General features: G+C 57.1%; 16 protein-coding genes and 1 pseudogene. 11 read left to right on the top strand and 6 right to left on the bottom strand.

Annotated elements, in window-relative coordinates; genetic code table 11:
• Nucleotides 1–88: 88 nt before the first annotated feature.
• From C7H08_RS07005 to C7H08_RS06985, 5 genes and pseudogenes are all read left to right on the top strand, one after another.
• Nucleotides 89–1,831 (top strand): annotated as a pseudogene (locus C7H08_RS07005) (ribonucleoside triphosphate reductase); the annotation flags it as partial.
• Nucleotides 1,824–1,970 (top strand): anaerobic ribonucleoside-triphosphate reductase, encoded by a 147-nt coding sequence (nrdD, locus tag C7H08_RS18480; protein WP_048496192.1) that lies wholly within the window; start codon nucleotides 1,824–1,826, stop codon nucleotides 1,968–1,970. The pseudogene C7H08_RS07005 and the gene nrdD, both read left to right, overlap by 8 nt.
• Nucleotide 1,971: 1 nt before the next feature.
• Nucleotides 1,972–2,676: an anaerobic ribonucleoside-triphosphate reductase activating protein gene (locus C7H08_RS06995; RefSeq protein WP_106671032.1), complete on the top strand. Its 705-nt coding sequence runs from the start codon at nucleotides 1,972–1,974 to the stop codon at nucleotides 2,674–2,676.
• Nucleotides 2,677–2,712: 36 nt separating this feature from the next.
• Nucleotides 2,713–3,009 carry a DUF488 domain-containing protein gene (locus C7H08_RS06990; protein WP_106671031.1) on the top strand — a complete coding sequence of 99 codons (297 nt, stop codon included), beginning with the start codon at nucleotides 2,713–2,715 and terminating at the stop codon, nucleotides 3,007–3,009.
• Nucleotides 3,010–3,162: 153 nt separating this feature from the next.
• Nucleotides 3,163–3,366, top strand: a complete 204-nt coding sequence (locus tag C7H08_RS06985; protein ID WP_106671030.1) for a YgaP family membrane protein — start codon at nucleotides 3,163–3,165, stop codon at nucleotides 3,364–3,366.
• Nucleotides 3,367–3,399: 33 nt separating this feature from the next.
• On the opposite strand, the gene C7H08_RS06980 is transcribed toward C7H08_RS06985, so the two are convergent.
• From C7H08_RS06980 to C7H08_RS06970, 3 genes are all read right to left on the bottom strand, one after another.
• Nucleotides 3,400–4,563, bottom strand: coding sequence for a cytochrome P450 (locus C7H08_RS06980; RefSeq protein ID WP_106671029.1), 1,164 nt, complete (start codon nucleotides 4,561–4,563; stop codon nucleotides 3,400–3,402).
• Between the two features lie 242 nt (nucleotides 4,564–4,805).
• Nucleotides 4,806–5,651: a type IV pili methyl-accepting chemotaxis transducer N-terminal domain-containing protein gene (locus C7H08_RS06975; protein WP_106671028.1), complete on the bottom strand. Its 846-nt coding sequence runs from the start codon at nucleotides 5,649–5,651 to the stop codon at nucleotides 4,806–4,808.
• A gap of 210 nt (nucleotides 5,652–5,861) precedes the next feature.
• Nucleotides 5,862–7,934, bottom strand: coding sequence for a TonB-dependent receptor plug domain-containing protein (locus C7H08_RS06970; RefSeq protein ID WP_106671027.1), 2,073 nt, complete (start codon nucleotides 7,932–7,934; stop codon nucleotides 5,862–5,864).
• Nucleotides 7,935–8,076: 142 nt separating this feature from the next.
• On the opposite strand from C7H08_RS06970, the gene C7H08_RS06965 reads away from it, so the two are divergent.
• The 6 genes from C7H08_RS06965 to selD all read left to right on the top strand — a co-directional run bounded on the left by C7H08_RS06965 (nucleotide 8,077) and on the right by selD (nucleotide 14,998).
• The gene (locus C7H08_RS06965) at nucleotides 8,077–8,862 is read left to right on the top strand and encodes an ABC transporter permease (protein WP_106671533.1); all 786 of its coding nucleotides are present in this window, start codon (nucleotides 8,077–8,079) and stop codon (nucleotides 8,860–8,862) included.
• Between the two features lie 15 nt (nucleotides 8,863–8,877).
• Nucleotides 8,878–9,618, top strand: a complete 741-nt coding sequence (locus tag C7H08_RS06960; RefSeq protein ID WP_106671026.1) for an ABC transporter ATP-binding protein — start codon at nucleotides 8,878–8,880, stop codon at nucleotides 9,616–9,618.
• Entirely contained in the window at nucleotides 9,615–10,622 is a 1,008-nt protein-coding gene (locus tag C7H08_RS06955; protein WP_106671025.1) for an ABC transporter substrate-binding protein, read from the top strand. The genes C7H08_RS06960 and C7H08_RS06955 overlap by 4 nt, the downstream gene beginning before the upstream one ends.
• A gap of 29 nt (nucleotides 10,623–10,651) precedes the next feature.
• Complete coding sequence (locus C7H08_RS06950) at nucleotides 10,652–11,857, top strand: NnrS family protein (protein ID WP_133169825.1); 1,206 nt, start codon at nucleotides 10,652–10,654, stop codon at nucleotides 11,855–11,857.
• Nucleotides 11,858–11,928: 71 nt separating this feature from the next.
• A complete protein-coding gene (locus tag C7H08_RS06945; protein ID WP_106671023.1) occupies nucleotides 11,929–13,920 on the top strand; it encodes a putative bifunctional diguanylate cyclase/phosphodiesterase in 1,992 nt (663 codons plus the stop codon).
• Nucleotides 13,921–13,960: 40 nt separating this feature from the next.
• Complete coding sequence (gene selD / locus C7H08_RS06940; RefSeq protein ID WP_106671022.1) at nucleotides 13,961–14,998, top strand: selenide, water dikinase SelD; 1,038 nt, start codon at nucleotides 13,961–13,963, stop codon at nucleotides 14,996–14,998.
• A 31-nt stretch (nucleotides 14,999–15,029) separates the two neighbouring features.
• Here selD and ubiT read toward each other — a convergent pair whose 3' ends face one another.
• From ubiT to C7H08_RS06925, 3 genes are all read right to left on the bottom strand, one after another.
• On the bottom strand, nucleotides 15,030–15,521 hold the full coding sequence (gene ubiT / locus C7H08_RS06935) for a ubiquinone anaerobic biosynthesis accessory factor UbiT (RefSeq protein ID WP_227663134.1): 492 nt from the start codon (nucleotides 15,519–15,521) through the stop codon (nucleotides 15,030–15,032).
• Between the two features lie 68 nt (nucleotides 15,522–15,589).
• Nucleotides 15,590–16,249: a two-component system response regulator NarL gene (gene narL / locus C7H08_RS06930; protein ID WP_106671021.1), complete on the bottom strand. Its 660-nt coding sequence runs from the start codon at nucleotides 16,247–16,249 to the stop codon at nucleotides 15,590–15,592.
• A gap of 30 nt (nucleotides 16,250–16,279) precedes the next feature.
• Nucleotides 16,280–18,136: a histidine kinase gene (locus C7H08_RS06925; RefSeq protein WP_106671020.1), complete on the bottom strand. Its 1,857-nt coding sequence runs from the start codon at nucleotides 18,134–18,136 to the stop codon at nucleotides 16,280–16,282.
• Nucleotides 18,137–18,163 lie beyond the last annotated feature (27 nt).

The raw sequence follows: 18,163 nt of genomic DNA, 5'->3' as shown, positions 1-18,163 counted from the left end.
ATCTCCTGTGTTCGCGAAGGTTCTACAGACCTGACGCGATTCCAGGAGGAACAACATGCTCGCCAAGACCACCTCAGAAACTGCCGATCCGTCCTTGCTGGACATCTCGGCCACCGTTAGTGAATACCTGCACCGCAGCGACTGGCGGGTAAACGCCAACGCCAACCAAGGCTACTCCCTCGGCGGCCTGATTCTGAACACCGCTGGCAAGGTGATTGCCAACTACTGGCTGAACGAGGTGTATACCCCGGAAATCGGCCAGGCCCATCGTGATGCTGACCTGCACATTCATGATCTGGATATGCTCAGCGGCTACTGTGCCGGCTGGTCCTTGCGCACGCTGCTGCACGAGGGCCTGAACGGTGTGCCAGGCAAGGTGGAAGCGGGCCCGCCAAAGCACCTCTCAAGCGCCATCGGCCAAATGGTCAACTTTCTCGGCACTCTGCAGAACGAATGGGCTGGGGCCCAGGCCTTCAGCTCCTTCGACACTTACCTGGCGCCGTTTATCCGCAAGGACCTTTTGGACTACTCCACCGTGCGCCAGTGCATCCAGGAATTTGTCTACAACCTGAACGTGCCATCCCGCTGGGGCACTCAGACGCCTTTTACCAATATCACCTTCGACTGGGTGTGCCCGGACGACCTGCGGGAACAGATACCGATTATTGCCGGTGAGGAAATGCCGTTCAGCTATGGTGATTTGCAGGTCGAGATGGACATGATCAACCAGGCCTACATTGAGGTGATGACCGCAGGCGACAGCAAGGGCCGGGTGTTCACCTTCCCGATCCCCACCTACAACATCACCCGGGATTTCAACTGGGAATCCGACAACGCCCTGCGATTGTTTGAGATGACGGCCCGTTACGGTCTGCCGTACTTTCAGAACTTCCTCAATTCCGACCTGGAACCCAACATGGTGCGCTCCATGTGCTGCCGTCTGCAGCTGGACCTTCGGGAACTGCTCAAGCGCGGCAATGGCCTGTTCGGCTCTGCGGAACAGACCGGTTCACTGGGAGTGGTTACCGTTAACTGTGCCCGGCTGGGCTACCTGTATAAAGGCGACGAGCCGGCGCTGTATGCCCGCCTGAATGAACTGATGGATCTGGCCCGGGACAGCCTGGAAACCAAACGCCAGAAGATTGGCCGGCTGATGGTGGAAGGCTTGTTTCCTTACACCAAACGCTATCTGGGCACCCTCAGAAACCACTTCTCTACCATCGGTGTGAATGGCCTGAACGAAATGATCCGCAACTTTACAGGCGATCAGGAGGATATCAGCAGCGAACAGGGCCGGGCCTTTGCGCTGGAGCTGCTGGACCATGTGCGGGAGCGGATGAAGCAATACCAGGAAGAAACCGGCCATCTATATAACCTGGAAGCCACCCCGGCCGAAGGCACTACCTACCGGTTCGCCAAGGAAGACCAAAAGCGGTTTGCTGACATCCTGCAGGCAGGCACTCCGGACGCCCCCTATTACACCAACTCCAGTCAGCTCCCGGTGGGTTACACCGATGATCCGTTTGAAGCCCTGACCCTTCAGGACGAACTGCAAACCCGCTACACCGGCGGCACCGTTCTGCACCTGTACATGCGCGAACGCATCAGCGATGCCGCTACCTGCGGCCGCTTTGTGAAAACGGTGCTGGAGAATTACCGGCTGCCGTACATCACAGTCACGCCCACTTTCTCGATCTGCCCGGTGCACGGTTACCTGAACGGTGAACACGAATTCTGCCCGAAATGCGACGAACTGTTGCTGGCCGGGCAGTCACAGTCGGCAACGCCCGGCACTTTCCCAACAAGTGAAGAAGGAGTTCAGCATGGATAACCAGAAACTTCCCGATGACAGCCAACGCCAGCGCTGCGAGGTGTGGACCCGGGTAATGGGCTACCACCGCCCGGTCTCGGCCTTCAACAAAGGCAAGCAGTCTGAGCACCGCGAACGCACCCACTTCCGGGAGCGTTGAAATGACTGCGGATAGCCTGGTGATCGGAGGCATGGCTGCCTTCTCCACCGTCGATTATCCGCAACACCTGGCGGCAACCCTGTTCCTGCAGGGCTGCCCCTGGCGTTGCCATTACTGCCACAACCCGCATTTGATACCACTGCAGCCCGGTGATGAAACAATCACCTGGCAGCAGGCCCGCCGGCACCTGAAAAGCCGACAGGGATTGCTGGAGGCGGTGGTGTTCAGTGGCGGCGAACCGACCATCCAGAAAGCCCTGCTACCGGCCCTGCAGCAAACCCGCGAACTGGGTTTCCGCAACGGACTGCACACCGGTGCCCCGCACCTGAAGTTGCTGGAGCCGCTGCTGCCCTGGCTGGACTGGGTAGGGCTGGATATCAAGGCCTTGCCCTCCGATTATGAAATCATCACCACCAATCGCCACGCCGGACCGGAGAGCTGGGCCGCCATTGAGGCTTTGCAGAAGGCCGGTGTGGATTTCGAATGCCGGATGACCTGGCATGGAGCTCTGCAGTTACCGGAACAGGTGATCACTGTGGGGGTGCGGCTGGCGGATCAGGGCGTCCGTCGGTTTGCCGTGCAGATTGCACGAACTGACCAAATGCTGAATGACTTCATAGGGGCAGGGTACCTGAGTGCGGAAGACAAGCAGCGGGTACAGAATACACTCACGCCATTCTTTGAAACCCTGAATATCCGGGACTAGGCTGGAAAGTTCACGCATACATCAGAGAGCGTGCCTATGGAGATTCGCCTGAAAAGAGCGTACGACACCGCCGCCCGCTCAGACGGTCCACGCATACTGGTGGATCGCATCTGGCCCCGGGGGGTGGCCAGGGAAGATGCCAACATTGCCCACTGGTTGAAAGGGCTGTCACCGTCTACGGAATGGCGCAAATGGTTCAACCATGACCCGGATAAATGGTCGAAGTTTTGCGAGCGCTACCTGAAAGAGCTCCAGTCCGACGATGCCGCCAAGGATACCGAGCACAACAATGCCGTGGCACTTCGGAATTTTGTTCTGAACGACCGGTGTTGAATGTGTCCGCCAATGGTGCTGCCGAGCTGGTGCGGTTTGCGCACCGGCTTTCGGCCAGTGTCATGATTGATGTTGCTGAAAAGTGATTTGTGTCATTGCCAGTGAGGGATAATCGGTAAATGGTATGTCTTTATTTCCTCAAAGAGGTGCGCTATGACAATTAATGAAGGTCTTCGTCTGATGGCAGGCGTGTTCACCCTGATCTCCATCCTGCTCGCCCACTATGTAAGCCCCTATTGGCTGCTGTTTACCGGCTTTATTGCCCTTAATCTCATTCAGTCTGCGTTCACCAAATGGTGTCCGGCCATGGTGATCCTCAAGAAGATCGGCCTGAAAGAGGAAAAACCGGTTAACTGACCGGCCTTTCGGGAAATGTGCAGGCTGCGCCCCTTATCGTTTGCTGATGATCATCGGCAGGTAACTGAAGCCGCCAGTCGGGAATCCCGCCCGTTCAGGCTGATCCCCGAGCGCAGGTTCCAGTGTGTCGACAGCGGAAAGAAATTCCTCCATCAGTACCCGGAGCTCCATCCTGGCCAGAGGCGCCCCCGGGCAAACGTGAACGCCGGCGCCGTAAAGCAGATTATGGTCACGGTTCTTGCGTGGGCAAAATGCATCGGGGTCGCCAAAGGCTTCCTCGTCCCGGTTGGCGGAGGCCCACAGAATGGTGATTGTCTCGCCTGCCGGAATCTTTCGGCCGCCGATCTCTACGTCCCTGGTTGTTACCCGGCGATTCGACATCAGTGGCGCGTCCAAACGCAGTATTTCATCAATCGAGTCTGACAACTCACGGGTATCGTTGGCAAGGCTCTGCCTGAGGTCGGGGTGTTCGGCCAGGTAGCTCAGGAGAATGGATACGCTGGCGCTGATGGTGCCCAGTTCACCAACTGTCCAGTTCCGCAGAAGGCTTGTGAGCTCTTTATCGGTCATGGCGCGGCCATTGACGGTCTCTTCCATCAGCGAGGTGGTGACGTCTCTCGGGGCGTTGGCTCCGGCCTGGCGTCGGGTTTCCAGCAGATCGTGAATATAGCCGTCAAACTCATGGGCAACTTCAGCCATGGCCTGCCGGTCACGGGCGAGGGTGGCCTGGTGATTTTTCAGTACCCATTCTCTCAATGGTTCGTGCAGGGAGTCGGGCCACCCCATAAACGCGCACTGTATCTGCAGGGCAAAGGCTCGGCTGAACCTTTCGACCACATCGAAGGGCTGACCGTCGGGCAGGCTATTGACAAGGTTGCGGGCAATGCTCCGACAGGCTGGCTCGAATTCGCTCATTGCCTGTTGAGAGAAGTAGGGCTCGATTACCTGTCGATAGGGGGTGTGTTCAGGTGGGTCCATGCCATTGGGGACCGAAAGATGGCTGGATGCCGCACTGCTGAATGTCTGGTGATCTTCCAGAACCCGCATGACATCGTCGTGCCTGAAGAGAGACCAGTGCTGGTAATCACTCCAGGCGACCGGGCACTGAGCGCGCATGCTATCGTAAGCCCGTATCTGATCACCCAGAACCTCGTCGGCGCGGGGGTTCCAGTCAGGTTTGCGCGGATTGTTGGCCATTGCTAATCCTCGGGACAAAAACGAACCCCCAAGGTTATCAGTTGGTCAGCCTGGTTTCTTGAAGATAAGTCAATTTGTGTCAGGTCAAATGGCATAAATCAAGATGTGAGGTCTTCAATTGTTCTTATTGTGTTTGTTCAATGCCTTTGTCAAATCAACGGTTGTATCGTTTGGGCCGTAATGTACATGGCAGACTGGAGGTAGAAGCCGGGATCTACTGTACGCTGGGCGTGCGTGCGGGTTCACTGAGCCGCTACGGATTCGTACATGTCGGTAATTGCTTCCATTTTCTCCAGAATGGATTCAGTCGTTACTTGAATGATGAACGGAACATAGCGCCCATCTTCGCTTAGTTGGAATCCGGAGTGTGAGAACCTCCATTGGGCAACCACGTCGTCCAGCGAATTATTGATTTCGTCGGTGTTGATGTGGGAAGCGGTGAGATGTTGCAATGCCTCATCGAAATCGCTGATCGCTTGTTCAAACGATACTCTCAGTGGCTTATCGTTTACTTGCCAGCTGTGGGCGGTGTACAACATGCCAATTCTTTGCGATAACATGCGTTGGCGTCCGGACAGGTTTATCAGCTCACCCTTTTTGTTGCCGGAATGAACTTCGAACAACGTGGCGCTTTCTTCACACAAACTGAGGAGACGAGTGCTTTTCTCAATCATCGCAAGCGCTTGGCTACGCTCTGGTCTGGCTATCGCCCACCCACGAAAAGAGTTCCATTCTTGGCGAATATTCTGGAGAGATTTGGTGATTTCTGCCGTGGGCGAATAGCGTTCCAGTTCACCTAGTTGTTCTTCGAATAACGCAACACTGGCATCTAGTTGTCTTTGAGCTTTGTCGCTAGCAACATTTTGGCCAATCAGCATATAGGATTTCGTAATGCGCTGTGTCAGCATCCGCTGCTTGCCAGCCTTGTTGATTGCCGAATCGATGGTGAGAATTTCTGCGGCATTATCCTCGGGCAAAGCCAGAAGCGCTCCAGAGAGTGTCAGCATTAGCACCAAGGAAATAGCCTGTTTTTGATAGCGGCGCCAGACATTACTGTTCCGTTCGGGCCTTTTGCAAAGGAACTGCATGGTATAATCCTTTGTTACTAACACGAGACGAAATCCAATGGCTTTTGAACGGCTGGCGTCTGTGCTGGAATGATGATCTTTCTATGCTAACAGTCGTTACGAAAAGCATCTTTGATAATCATCATCGACGTTTTTCCAGCTCTTGGGATGCTGAGTGTCAACATTAAACCTTCATTACAGAGGGTCCTTTGTTGTGGTCTTGAGTTCAGGTCAGAACCGGCCGGTTACCTTCGCCACCATGCCCCGGCCCGGTGACAGGATGTCGCCATCGGTCAGGTGTTCACGGTAGCGCTTGTCCAGCAGGTTATTACCCTCAACAGACAGTTCCAGATTGCTCAGGCTGCCAGTGGCACCAAAGTTCCATCCCAGCTCCAGATCCACGGTGGCGTAACCCGGCGTGGTGTTTTCGGTGCCGTTCGAAAAGCTGTCTGCGGTACGGTCCTGCTCCGCAACGGCACGTACCTGCCCGTGCCAGTTGAAACCCGGGCGGTTCTGCTGACCGAGGCCAAGGGTTAGCTCTTGTGCCGGCATCTGGTACAGGGGTTCATCATCCTGTTTGTTCTCACCCCTCAGCCAGGTCAGGCTGCCGTCCAGGTCGATGGCGGGCGCGCTGGCGTTCAGCACTTCCAGCGGCATCACGAAGCCGGCTTCGGCTCCGTAGATCACCACCTCATCCAGGTTTTCAGTCTGTTTGATGGGCAGGTTATTCGTGGGGTGGTTCTGACCGGTAATTCGCCCGGTAATAAAGTCATCGATGCGGGTGTAGAAAGCCGCTACCTGATACTGCCCCAAACGACCGCGACCCTTCAGGCCAATTTCAGCGCTGCTGGATCTCTCTGGGTCCAGTTGCGGGTTGCCCCGGTGGAAGAAGCCATCACCCCTCGCCGCATCTTCAAATCGCTCACGCATGTCCGGTGCCCGGTAGCCGGTTCCGAGGTTAATATAGGGATTCACCATGTTACTCAGGTTGTAGATGGCACCTGCGGACCATGAGATATTTTCCGCTTTATTTTCAAGCCCTGACGTTTTTGCTGCAGGGCCATTGCCCACCACTCGGGCGTCACCAGTCACCCGGTCATAGCGGGCGCCAAGCTGGATGTTCCAGTTGCCAGCCATAATGTCGTCCTGCAGGAACACACCATGGCTTTCAATTTCGCCGTCCCGGAAAGGGGAGTTAGCGACAGCATTGTCCGACATGGGCGGGTTGTAGGTGAAGCGTTGCGGGTCGCCGGTCATCTCCCAGCCCTCGGCACCCACGGTAACCAGATGGTTGTCACCCAGGGGCAGGCGGTACTGTGCTTTAACACCATCGGTACGGAAGGTTACATCGTTCCACACCTGATTGCGGTCTTTGATATCCCACCAGGCGCGGATTTCACGGTTCACTTCCTGTCGGTAGATGCTGGTTTCCAGGGTGCCATTCCCGATCCCGGCATCGTAACCCAGTTCGATCAGGGTGCGCTTCTGCTCTGGCGAGTGGATGGTGATGGTGCCATTACCACCGGGGCCGGGTTTTGCAGACCCCGGATACCAGACATCCCGGTCTTCATGGTTCTGAAGGTTGAGGGTGAGTTTCTGATTGTTGGTCACTCGAAAGGCGTATTTGGCGAGAAAAGAGTTGGAGCGGAAACCGCTGTTTTCCACTTTGCCATCGGGAGTCTCATAGTCATCAACATCCTTGGCTGCAGCACCGAGTACCAGGCCGTGATTGCGGCTGGACAGTTCCACCAGGGCACCACTCGCCAGGCTGCCGTCAACGGTGCCGGTACTTCCCGAGAAGCGACTGCCGGCCTTGGCCTGGTCCGAGAAGGTAGCTTCAGGTGTCAGCAGATTGATGGCCCCCCCCATTGCTCCGCTACCATGCAGAACCGACGCCGGTCCTTTCACCACTTCCACGGTATCCAGCAGGCTCATGGAGGCGAGAGAGGCAAGAGCGCCCTGGGGTTGGGCTGAGTTCAGGCGTACACCGTCCACCAGAAGTACCACGCTTTCTTTTTTCAGTCCCCGGATAACCGGGTTAGCACCCCAGGCGCCGCCGTCACCCTGGACCGCAAGTCCCGGTTTCCCGCGGAACAGGTCACCGGCCGTTTTCGAGGCGGCGGCCTCTCCCGTCTCCAGTTGCTCCGTAGTGCTGGCCGTTTCAAGAGTGTCCGATTCATAGCCTTTCGCAGTGATCACCAGTTCCTGAAGCGAGGCCTCCTGAGCTTGAATGGCCGTGCTCATGCCGGTGGTGGTAGATAAGCTGAAAATGGCGACTGCGAGGCGGTTGCGGGTTATTTGCACGATGTTCTCCGGTCGATTCAAAAGTTAATGAGGATTGATCGTGAATATAGCAGTAATGCGAACGGTTATCATTTGACTTCAATCAATGGTTCTTTTGTTCTTTCGCGGTAAGGTTCGGATCAAATCAATCGAGCGGGAAGCCATGGGGCGTTTTATTAGTACCAGCCTGAGCTGGGGTGGCAGTCTGACTGGCATTTTGTTGTTTGTAGCTTTATGGGAGTGGGGCAGTCTGGCCTACGGCAGCTTTCTGCTGCCGGGCCCACGGGACGCGCTGGCCGCCATTATGAACTTCTGGCAGCAGGGGGAGCTGTGGGTAGCAGTCTGGGCGACCACCTGGCGAGCCATGGCAGGGTTTGCACTGGCGGCCCTGCTGGGGTTGGTGCTGGGCCTGCTGGCAGGGCTGTCCCATACCCTCGGCCGTGCCCTGGAACCGGTTTCCACGGTGTTGCTGGGCATTCCCCCCATCGCCTGGATTGTTCTGGCAATCCTCTGGTTTGGCAGTGGCTCGCTGGCGGCCATTTATACGGTGGCCGCCACCACATTGCCGGTCACCTTCGCCGGAGCCCAAATGGGTGCCCGAACCCTCGACCACCGGCTCCAGGAAATGGGCGATGTATTCCGGGTTCCCCTCAGCATGAGGTTGCGGGATTTCTACCTGCCACACATTGTCTCCTATGTCTTCCCGGCGTTGATCACTGCTCTGGGTGTGGCCTGGAAGGTCACGGTAATGGCCGAGCTGTTTGCCTCAGAGGAGGGTGTGGGTGCCGGAATGGCCCTGGCAAGAGTGAATCTGGATACCGCCGGCGCCATGGCCTGGATTGTGGTGGTCGTGGCCTTGTTGCTGGTGGCCGAGCACGGTTTCCTGCGGCCGCTGCAGAAGAAGATAGAACCCTGGCGGCAGGTTCGCGGCCCTGCCATGCCGGGTTAACAGGAGCCATTCATTATGCTGGCATTAGAGAGAGTTTCACTGGACCTGGGCCCGAACCAGATTCTTTCAGACATTAATCTCACCGTTTCCGCGGGCGAGTCAGTATGCCTGGTGGGCCCCTCTGGTTGCGGAAAAACCAGTCTGCTGCGTCTGGCTTCCGGAGCTGTAGAGGCAACGTCCGGGCAGGTTGTCAACAGTTTTGCCACTACTGCGGCGGTCTTCCAGGAGCCTCGCCTGCTGCCCTGGCAGCGAATGCTCGACAACATTGCACTGGGCCTCAAGGCTCGTGGCGTTGGCCGGGGTGAGCGGCTGGCCCGGGCCCGGGAGTTGGCAGACCGGGTAGGCTTGGCAGACCGCTACGAGCATTTTCCCCATGAACTATCCGGAGGCATGCAGCAACGGGTGGCGCTGGCTCGGGCGCTGGCGGTCGGAGCAGATTTCCTGTTGCTGGATGAACCCTTCAGTGCCCTGGATGTAGGGCTGCGCAGTGAAGCGCAGGACCTGGTAGAGCAGCTGGTTGTGGATCAGGGGATTGCAACCCTGATGGTAACCCACGATCTGACCGAAGCCCTGCGACTGGCCCACCGGGTAGTGGTGATTTCCGGTTCGCCGGGCCATGTGGTATTCGAACATTGGGTAGACACCCCGTTCACCGAGCGGTCTCCGGCCTGGCTGTATGAAGAGGCCGGCCATTTGCTGCGCCAGCCCGTGGTCAGCGAGAGTTTTCTGTTCCATCCCGAACCGGAGGTAGCATGAGTCATCTGAATCGCCGTGAGCTGTTAAAACTGGCGGCAGGTTCTGCCTTGCTTGCCACGTTGCCATTGAGGTCGGTTTTTGCACAGCAGGCAGACAGGCTGGCGGCGGCCACCCCCTTTGGCTTACCACTGGTGATCCTGGCCCGGGCGCTGGATGATCCGGAGATAAGAGCGCTGATTCCCGAACGAGACCTGCGGGACTGGAAAGACCCTGACCAGCTTCGGGCCTGGCTTGCGAGAGCCGAGGTAATGCTCACTGCTACCCCCACCAATGTAGCGGCCAACCTCTACAACCGGGGCGTGCCGGTGGTCCTGATGAACGTGAATGTGTGGGGAACCCTGGGCATGCTTGGCCTACCGTCGCAAGGCAGGCTCGCGCGCATTGAAGACTTGGCTGGCCGCCATGTTGGGGTGCCCTGGCGGGGTGACATGCCAGACCTGGTGTTCCGGTATCTTCTCGAAAAGGCCGGCCTTGAACCGGGCCGGGACCTGAAAATAAGCTACCACTCCAGCCCCTTTGAAACGGTACAGATGTATGTCGCCCGGCGTCTGGATGCCGCAGTGTTGCCCGAGCCCATGCGGACAGCCACGCGGTTGCAGAGTGTCCAGTTCGGCCAGCAACCGAACGAACTGGACCTGCAGCAGGAGTGGGCAAGGCTGACGGGTGAGCAACCAGTGCTACCCCAGGCTGGCGTTCTGTGCCGCCGGGAGTTGCTGGAACAGCAGCCTGAACAGGTGGCCGCCATGCAGGCCGCCATCGCCAGGGCGGTTGCCTGGGTTGGGGACGAGCCCCAGGTTGCGGCCCGGTTGGGTGCCGACAAATCTCCGTTGAGCCAGGGGGTATATGAAGGAGCGATTGCCCGCACAACCCTGAAAATGGTGCCGGCAACCGAGGCCCGGCCTGCTCTGGAGACGTTTTTCTCGGCTCTGGCCGAGCTGTCGTCGGGCTTTATTGGCGGCAAGCTTCCGGATGCCGGCTTTTACTTGCCGGCATCCGCCTCCTGACCGGTTCCTGATTGCGAGAAACCATTGTTGTGAATAATTCCGGCTCAATGTTTGACCACCCCTGGCTGGCCTACGGCTTTCGGCCATTCTTTCTGTTGTCTGCGCTTTACGCCCCGGTTGCCCTGATCCCTTGGGTTGGTGCACTGTTGCAGCAGTTTACCCTGCCCATGGCGCTGCCACCGGTGGCCTGGCACGGCCACGAAATGCTGTTCGGATTTGCCAGCGCCGCTTTGGTGGGCTTTGTGCTTACCGCACTTCCTTCGTGGGCTGATGTGCCTCATCTGGCGGGCAGGAAGCTCGCAGCTCTGGTATTGCTGTGGCTGGCTGGCCGTGTTCTGTTCTGGTTGTCGGCCTTTGTACCCACTAGTGTGATAGCCCTGGTAAACCTGGCGTTCCCCGTGATCCTGATCGTCTGGGCTGTGCCGGCGTTATTGTCGGCTTCCGGTCGTCGCCACTTGAGCATTGGCTTTACCCTGACTGGCTATATTCTGGTGCAGGCGCTGTTTTATCTGGTATGGCTTTGGCCGGATGCTCTGACGGGTGTTTCGCAGATTGATTTACTGAATACCGCCGTGAATGTGCTGTTGATCCTCATTGCGCTCACTGCTTCGCGAATTGTGCGCGTGGTGGCGATGGCTGCCCGAAAAGAGGTCGGGCTCAGTGGCCCGGCCAGGCTGACTCCGGCCCGTGAACACCTGGCGGTAGCGGTACTGGTGTTATTTGTGATCGCCGATTTCCTGGCCCCGGGGCATGGAGTAACCGGCTGGATTGCCTTGGCAGCCGCCGCCGCGCAGGCCGACCGCCTCAGCGAATGGCCGTGGGGCAAGGCCATGGGGCGACTGTATCTGTTGTTGCTGACACTGGCATACACCTGGATGGTGGTTGGTCTGGCGATGGTGGGCATTGCTGCGCTCACAGACAGCTTACCCAGCTACACCGGCCGCCACACGCTGTCTGCCGGTGCTATGGGTACGGCTATTCTAGCGGTATTCTGTATTGCTGGCCTGCGCCATACCGGTCGTTCGCTAATTCTGCCCCGAGTAATCTGGGCAGCTTTGATTTCATTATTCGCGACTGCGGCCTTGCGCACTCTGGTGCCACTTCTGTGGCCGCAAAACTATCTGCTGGCAGGTGTGGGCCTGCCGTTCCTTTTCTGGGCGGCAACATACCTTTTGTATTTGCTTGGCTATGTGCGTTTTCTAATGACTGCGCGTGCTGATGGTTTGCCGGGTTAATTGACGGATCTCATAGGACAATTAGGGCTGCACTGGTAATAGTTGTCTTTTCACACTGGAGTCCGAGCAACGTGACCAAACACCGGGCGAAAGAGTCGGATGTCTTCGAAATTTTCCCGTGGAACCGTAACTTTGAAACCGGACTGGAAGACATTGACAAGCAGCACCAAGTTCTTGTCAAAATTCTGAATCGTCTGGCGTGGCATTTTGCTTCCAGCAACTCGGATCTGGATAGTTCACATCTGTTTGATGAGCTTCTCGCTTATGCCTCCTATCATTTCAAATATGAAGAGCGTGTCTGGGAGGAAGCGCTGGGCAAATCGGAAATGGTCCAAAGCCACCACGATTCGCACCAGATGTTTTTCGCTCGGGTCCAGATGCTTCGCCATAGTAAAGAGCCGCAGGAAGACGTCCTGGCGGAACTGTTTGATTATCTGACTCGCTGGCTGGCCTTCCACATTCTTGAATCAGACCGGCGTATGGCCCTGACCATAAGAGCCTCGAAGGCAGGCAAACCTGTAAAAGAGGCCAGAGACCAGGTGGACTCTGAACTCAGTGGGTCCGTATCCGTATTGGTAACCGCATTGTTGGAGATTTACGGGAAGCTTTCCGCCAGTGCTATTCAGCTTATGCGGGAAAAAATGGCCAGACACAAAGCGGAGGAGCAATTGCTGCGCCTGCAGAGTGAGCGCTTCAGCCAGGCTCTGGAGGACCAGGCAAACGATCATCAAAAACAGGTGGAATTTCTGGCTTACGCAGACCCTCTCACCGGTTTGTGGAATCGAAATGGCATTACCCGATTCATTCGGGAGATGCTCGATCGCGACGATCTGGAGAGTGATTCGGCCGCGTTGATTTCTATCGACCTGGACAACTTTCATGAGGTCAACGCGGCTTTCGGAGAGGCGGCGGCCGACCGCATGCTCGGATTACTGGCTCGCCGCTGGTTGGATGCCCTACCTCTCGATGCTGCCCTCGCCCGGCTTGGGGGAGACGAATTTGCGCTTCTTCTGCCGGATGCCAACCAGGTGGATTCCAGACTTCAGGCTCTTCAACTGACGGGCAGGCAGCCTTTCGATCTGGGTGGGGGCTCGGCATTCGTCTCATTTTCCGCGGGTATCGTACTTTTCCCGAGTAAGGACATAGGCGCCACGATTGAAGACGCAGATACACTTTTACGCCAAGCGGACCATACGCTCTTTCAGGCCAAGCAGGAGCACAAGGGAAGTTGGCTTTTCCTGTGTGCGGAGGAAAAAAGAGCCTACAGATCACTCCAATTACTGTTGTCAGATATCCGGAAAGGTCTCGAAAACAGGCAATTCAGGCTTTTTTACCAGCCCAAGGTAAACCTGAGGAGCGGCAAGCTAAGAGGGGTTGAGGCCCTGATTCGCTGGCAGCATCCGGATAAAGGGTTTTTGCCGCCCGCTGATTTTCTGCCAGCGATTGAATGCCACCCTGTGATGATTGAGTTGGGCGAGTGGGTATTGCTCGAGGCGCTGACACAAATGAAAGCTTGGGATCGTCGGGGAATTCATCTGAACATAAGTGTGAATGTCCCGGCCATTCAATTGCTGGCGCCGGGATTTGTTGAGCGACTAGGCGGGGTGCTGGCAGAGTTTCCTGACCAGAAGCCTGAACGCCTCGATCTTGAAATACTGGAAACAGCAACCCTGGGGGAGCTTGAGAGAGTTGTGAGCATCCTTGTGGATTGCAAACGGCTCGGGGTGACGTTTTCTCTGGATGATTTTGGCACCGGGTATTCGTCACTGTCTTACCTTAAGCGGTTGCCGGTGGATACCCTCAAGATAGATCGTGAGTTTGTAAGCGGTGCGGGCGATACCAATGAGAATCTATCGATCCTGAAGGGAATCATCGGCTTGTCAGGGGCTTTTGATAGAGAGTTGATTGCCGAGGGCGTCGAAACCGTCGAGCAGGGCGAAATACTGCTCAACCTGGGCTGTGAATTAGCCCAAGGCTATGCGATATCACCACCACTGACCGAAGAAAAACTGGCCGATTGGCTGGCCCACTGGAAACCGTTTCCTCAATGGACCGAGGCCTGAACGCCGCCTTTTATAAACGCAGTTACGAGAGGATCCCGCTTTGTTAACGCGACTTACCGAGTTCAGTCACGGAGCCGGGTGCGGCTGTAAAATTGCGCCGGACGTCCTAGACCGTATTCTTCACACGACGATTCCTGACTATCACGATCCGCGGCTTCTGGTCGGCAACGCCAGCCGGGATGATGCGGCCGTCATCGATGTCGGCAATGGCGTGGGGATTATCAGCACCACGGATTTCTTCATGCCGGTAGTGGATGACGCCTATGACTTTGGCCGGATTGCAGCTGCAAACGCCATCAGTGATGTCTATGCCATGGGTGGCAAGCCATTGATGGCCATCGCGATACTCGGCTGGCCGGTAAACCAGCTGGCACCGGAGATCGCCGCCCGGGTGATTGAAGGTGGCCGAGCGGTCTGTGCCGATGCCGGAATAGCACTGGCAGGGGGTCACAGCATTGACTCACCGGAACCGATTTTCGGGCTGGCCGTTACCGGTCAGGTGCCGGTAGACCGTATCGTCCGTAACGACAGCGCCAGGCCCGGCGACTTGCTGTACCTTACCAAGCCGCTTGGTGTAGGAATACTGACCAGCGCGCTGAAAAAACGACAAATTGACGAGACTGATCTGGCGGTCGCTGTCGAAACCATGTGCACCCTCAATAAAGTGGGTGAGGTCTTTGCTTCCGTGGACGGCGTGCATGCCATGACGGATGTTACCGGCTTTGGTCTCGCTGGCCATTTGCTGGAGGTTTGCCACGGCAGTGGAGTTGGCGCCATCATTAACCGCCACTCAGTGCCGCAGCTATCGAACCTCGCTCAGTATATTGATTCGGACTGTATTCCCGGTGGCACCCATCGGAATGCCGCATCGTTGGCTGGCAACTTTGAGGGCCTGACCGAACAGGACAAGGCACTGCTTTGCGATCCTCAGACCAGTGGTGGCCTGCTGGTCTGTGTGGCCGAGCAGGGTCGGGTCGGTTTTGAGAGCAAGGCCAGGGAACACGGGCTGGCACTCCATCCGTTCGGCCAGTTGCAGGAACGTCGTTCAGGTGAGGCCTGGATTCAGGTTATTGACTGAGTATCCAGCCAATTTCGGCCGGCACTGTCGGTTAGGGAAACAGCACGCGCCGGGGTGACAGGTCCCACTCCAGGCTATCCAGCAGATTTTTCAGCCCCAACCCAAGTTCGGTGTCGCCTTCAATAATCAAGCGGCGCTGGAAGAACAGCTGGTCCGGGTCTTGCCGGCGCTCGGCCAGGGTTTTGAACGCGATCAATGAGCCCCGGATGGTGGCTTCGCCGGGGCCATCAACGACCCTTAGCCGCCCGGCCCAGAAGCCGATGGTTGCGCCCGGCTGGCCACCGTTGATTTCCAGACGGACTCGGCGGCCTTCGAAATCGTCGAATTCGCCCTCTGCGATCGCTTTGGCAAACAGTCGGTTCAGCGGCGCTTCGGCGACTAATTGCTTGAGCGGCATAGGCACCTGGCGATCTATGGCCGCCAGTATGGGTGCTGGGGAGGGCATGTATTGCCTGGCCACCTCCAGAGATTGTTCCAACAGCGGGCTGTGCAACGAGGCAATGGGAGGGAATGGAAGGTTCACTGTTTACTCCGGGCGGTTAGCAACCGGCCCAGAGTAAAACAAATTCAGCGGGGGTGATTTGATATTACTCAGCTCCGGTGCAGGCCTTCTTCTACTGCCCACACGGCAACCTCTACCCGGGAGCGCAGGTTCAGTTTTTTCAGCAGGTGTTTGACGTGAACTTTTACCGTGCCGTCGCTGATGTCCAGCTTGCGGCCGATCATCTTGTTGGACAGGCCTTCGGCAATCAGTTTCAGGATGTCTTTTTCCCGTGGTGTCAGGCTGTCGAAATCCGGGCGCGCGGCCTGCTGTGGTTTATTGGATCGCAGGGCCTGAGCCAGCAGGGTGGTCAGCCGGTCACTGATCACCAGCTTGCCAACGGCGGCCTGGTGCAGCTGGGCGATCATGTCTTCCGGTTCCATGTCTTTCAGCAGGTAGCCATCGGCACCGGCGCGCAGCGCGGCGACCACATCGTCTTCCTGATCGGATACCGTGAACATGATGATGCGAGAGCTGACATTGTGCTCACGCAACTTCTTCAGGGCCTCGATGCCGTCCATTTCCGGCATGTTCAAGTCCATAAGGATCAGGTCTGGCTCGGTTTCAAGCGCCAGCTTGATGCCATCGGCGGCGTTGCTCGCCTCGCCGATCACGGCCATGTCGTCTTCCATACCAATCAACTGCTTGATGCCCTGTCGCAGCAAGGGGTGATCGTCTATCAGCAGTATGCTTGCGGGTGTTTCAGCCATGGTTTCTCTCATTTGATATCGGATTGCGGTTCAGGCCGTTGCAGATTCAGACGGAATCAGATTACGGCTTTTGGGCACAAATGTTAATTCGACTTCTACGCCGCCTTCGTCTCGGTTCTGGACCTGAACCTTGCCGCCCAGAGTGCGGGCGCGGTCCTGCATGATCACCAGACCGTAGTGATTCAGAGGCTGGCCGCCGCCAGGCAGGCCTTTGCCATTATCGCGGATGCTGGCCCGAACCTGGGGCGACTCGAACAGCACCTTGACGGAAATGTCCGTGGCATCGGCATGTTTGACCGCATTGGCTAGTCCTTCACGAACAATCTGCAGGGTGTGAATTTCTTCATTGGGCGACAGGGTTTGTGGCGGCAGGTTGTACTCGAACTCGACCGGCCTGCCCAGCCTTTCGGAGAACTCATCAATGGTTTTGCGCAGCGCGGTGGCCAGGTCAGGTGTGTCCAGCTTCAAGCGGAAAGTGGCCAGCAGTTCCCGTAACTGACGGTAGGCGCTGTTAAGGCCGGTGCTCAGCTCTTCCAGAATATTATCATGGGTGGGCTTTTGATCACCGGTGATGTTCAGGCGGCGCAAGCGGGTTACCTGCATCTTGAGATACGACAGCGATTGCGCCAGCGAATCGTGTAATTCCCGGGCAATCACGGTGCGCTCCTCTGCCAGGGTCAGCTGCTGCTCTTCGGTAATCTGCCGCTCAAGGAAAATAGCGGTGGCGAGCTGGTCGGTCAGGGTTTCCAGCAAGCGGCGCGCGGTGGCCGACAAGCCTTTGTCTGCGGGATACCAGACCTCCAGAGTACCCAGTAGCTGCCCTGGTGTGCGAATAGGCAATAATAAACGGCGGCCGTCGTTATTCTCCAGCGGCATCTCATCAAAAACCTCGGGAGTTACCAGGCAGGCATTGCAGTGGTGGTCGCGGCAGTAGAAAGGGCGTTTATCGGTTGCGGTGGTAATCGCTTCCACCGGCTCGGCGGATTCCTTGTCATGCAGAAACAGCCGGATGGGACCAATGCCAAGCAACTGCTCCAGCTCCTGCAGCATGGGGATGGCGCCGCTGCACAGGTCGTGATTGGCAAACAGACTGCGGCTGGCGGAGTGCATCACTTGCAGCGCCTGGTGGCTGATCTCCAGCTCCTCGGTTTTCTCGCGTGCCTTGCTCTCAAGCTCATAGTAGGTCAGGGCCAGCTCACTGGTCATCTGGTCAAACGCCAGGCCCAGTTGCGACAACTCGTCCGAACCTTTCAGGTTGGCTTTGTGAGAGAAGTCCTGGTCACTGACCGAATTGGCGATACTGACCAGCTTGCGCAGTGGGCGGAGCACGCGATTTTTCAGATCAAAGAACAACGCAATAACGATCAGGATCGAGAACACCATGCTGATGACCTGAATCAAGTGTAGCAGGTCGATGCGCGCTTCGGTGCGCTGCTCCAGCATGCTTACCAAAGAGTCTACTTCCGCGATGTAATCCTCAACCGCCACCACCATGGCGGTGGTGATGGGGCTGCCGACTTCGTGTTGCTCCAGGGCAGTTCGAAGCTCGCTTTCCCAAGTGGTCAACACCAGTTTGTATTGAAGCGCTAAAGGGTGATCGGCTGTATCGGGCACGGACCGGAGTATGGCTCGGTCCTGAAGGCGATTCTGATATTCGTTGATGCGTTCACGAATCGCCGCCGGCCCATCCTGGAAATCATCGGTGGCGGAGCGAGCGATCAGTTGGAATGCTCCCATGCGCAAGGCACCCGCCAGATTGATGGCAGTGGCATTTCCTTCGATGCTGTTGGACACCGCCAAGGTGGTCGACATGCTGACAATCGCGGTCAACACGATTGCACCGATGACAACGGCAAGCCGGTTAACGAGAGGACTTCTGGATCTCATGAAATACGTTCTGCCCGGTGTTTGCTG

The sequence above is a fragment of the Marinobacter halophilus genome (assembly GCF_003007685.1).
GTDB lineage: Bacteria > Pseudomonadota > Gammaproteobacteria > Pseudomonadales > Oleiphilaceae > Marinobacter > Marinobacter halophilus.
Note: the sequence above shows the minus strand (reverse complement) of the source record. Positions and strands in the feature narration are given on the sequence as shown.

Excerpts from the sequence above, each read along its gene's own strand:
- C7H08_RS06975 (WP_106671028.1), bottom strand. The coding sequence starts at position 5,651 with ATGCAGTTCCTTTGCAAAAGGCCCGAACGGAACAGTAATGTCTGGCGC.
- C7H08_RS06960 (WP_106671026.1), top strand. The coding sequence starts at position 8,878 with ATGCTGGCATTAGAGAGAGTTTCACTGGACCTGGGCCCGAACCAGATT.
- C7H08_RS06980 (WP_106671029.1), bottom strand. The coding sequence starts at position 4,563 with ATGGCCAACAATCCGCGCAAACCTGACTGGAACCCCCGCGCCGACGAG.
- C7H08_RS06955 (WP_106671025.1), top strand. The coding sequence starts at position 9,615 with ATGAGTCATCTGAATCGCCGTGAGCTGTTAAAACTGGCGGCAGGTTCT.
- C7H08_RS06965 (WP_106671533.1), top strand. The coding sequence starts at position 8,077 with ATGGGGCGTTTTATTAGTACCAGCCTGAGCTGGGGTGGCAGTCTGACT.
- C7H08_RS06995 (WP_106671032.1), top strand. The coding sequence starts at position 1,972 with ATGACTGCGGATAGCCTGGTGATCGGAGGCATGGCTGCCTTCTCCACC.
- C7H08_RS06925 (WP_106671020.1), bottom strand. The coding sequence starts at position 18,136 with ATGAGATCCAGAAGTCCTCTCGTTAACCGGCTTGCCGTTGTCATCGGT.
- nrdD (WP_048496192.1), top strand. The coding sequence starts at position 1,824 with ATGGATAACCAGAAACTTCCCGATGACAGCCAACGCCAGCGCTGCGAG.
- narL (WP_106671021.1), bottom strand. The coding sequence starts at position 16,249 with ATGGCTGAAACACCCGCAAGCATACTGCTGATAGACGATCACCCCTTG.
- C7H08_RS06990 (WP_106671031.1), top strand. The coding sequence starts at position 2,713 with ATGGAGATTCGCCTGAAAAGAGCGTACGACACCGCCGCCCGCTCAGAC.
- C7H08_RS06985 (WP_106671030.1), top strand. The coding sequence starts at position 3,163 with ATGACAATTAATGAAGGTCTTCGTCTGATGGCAGGCGTGTTCACCCTG.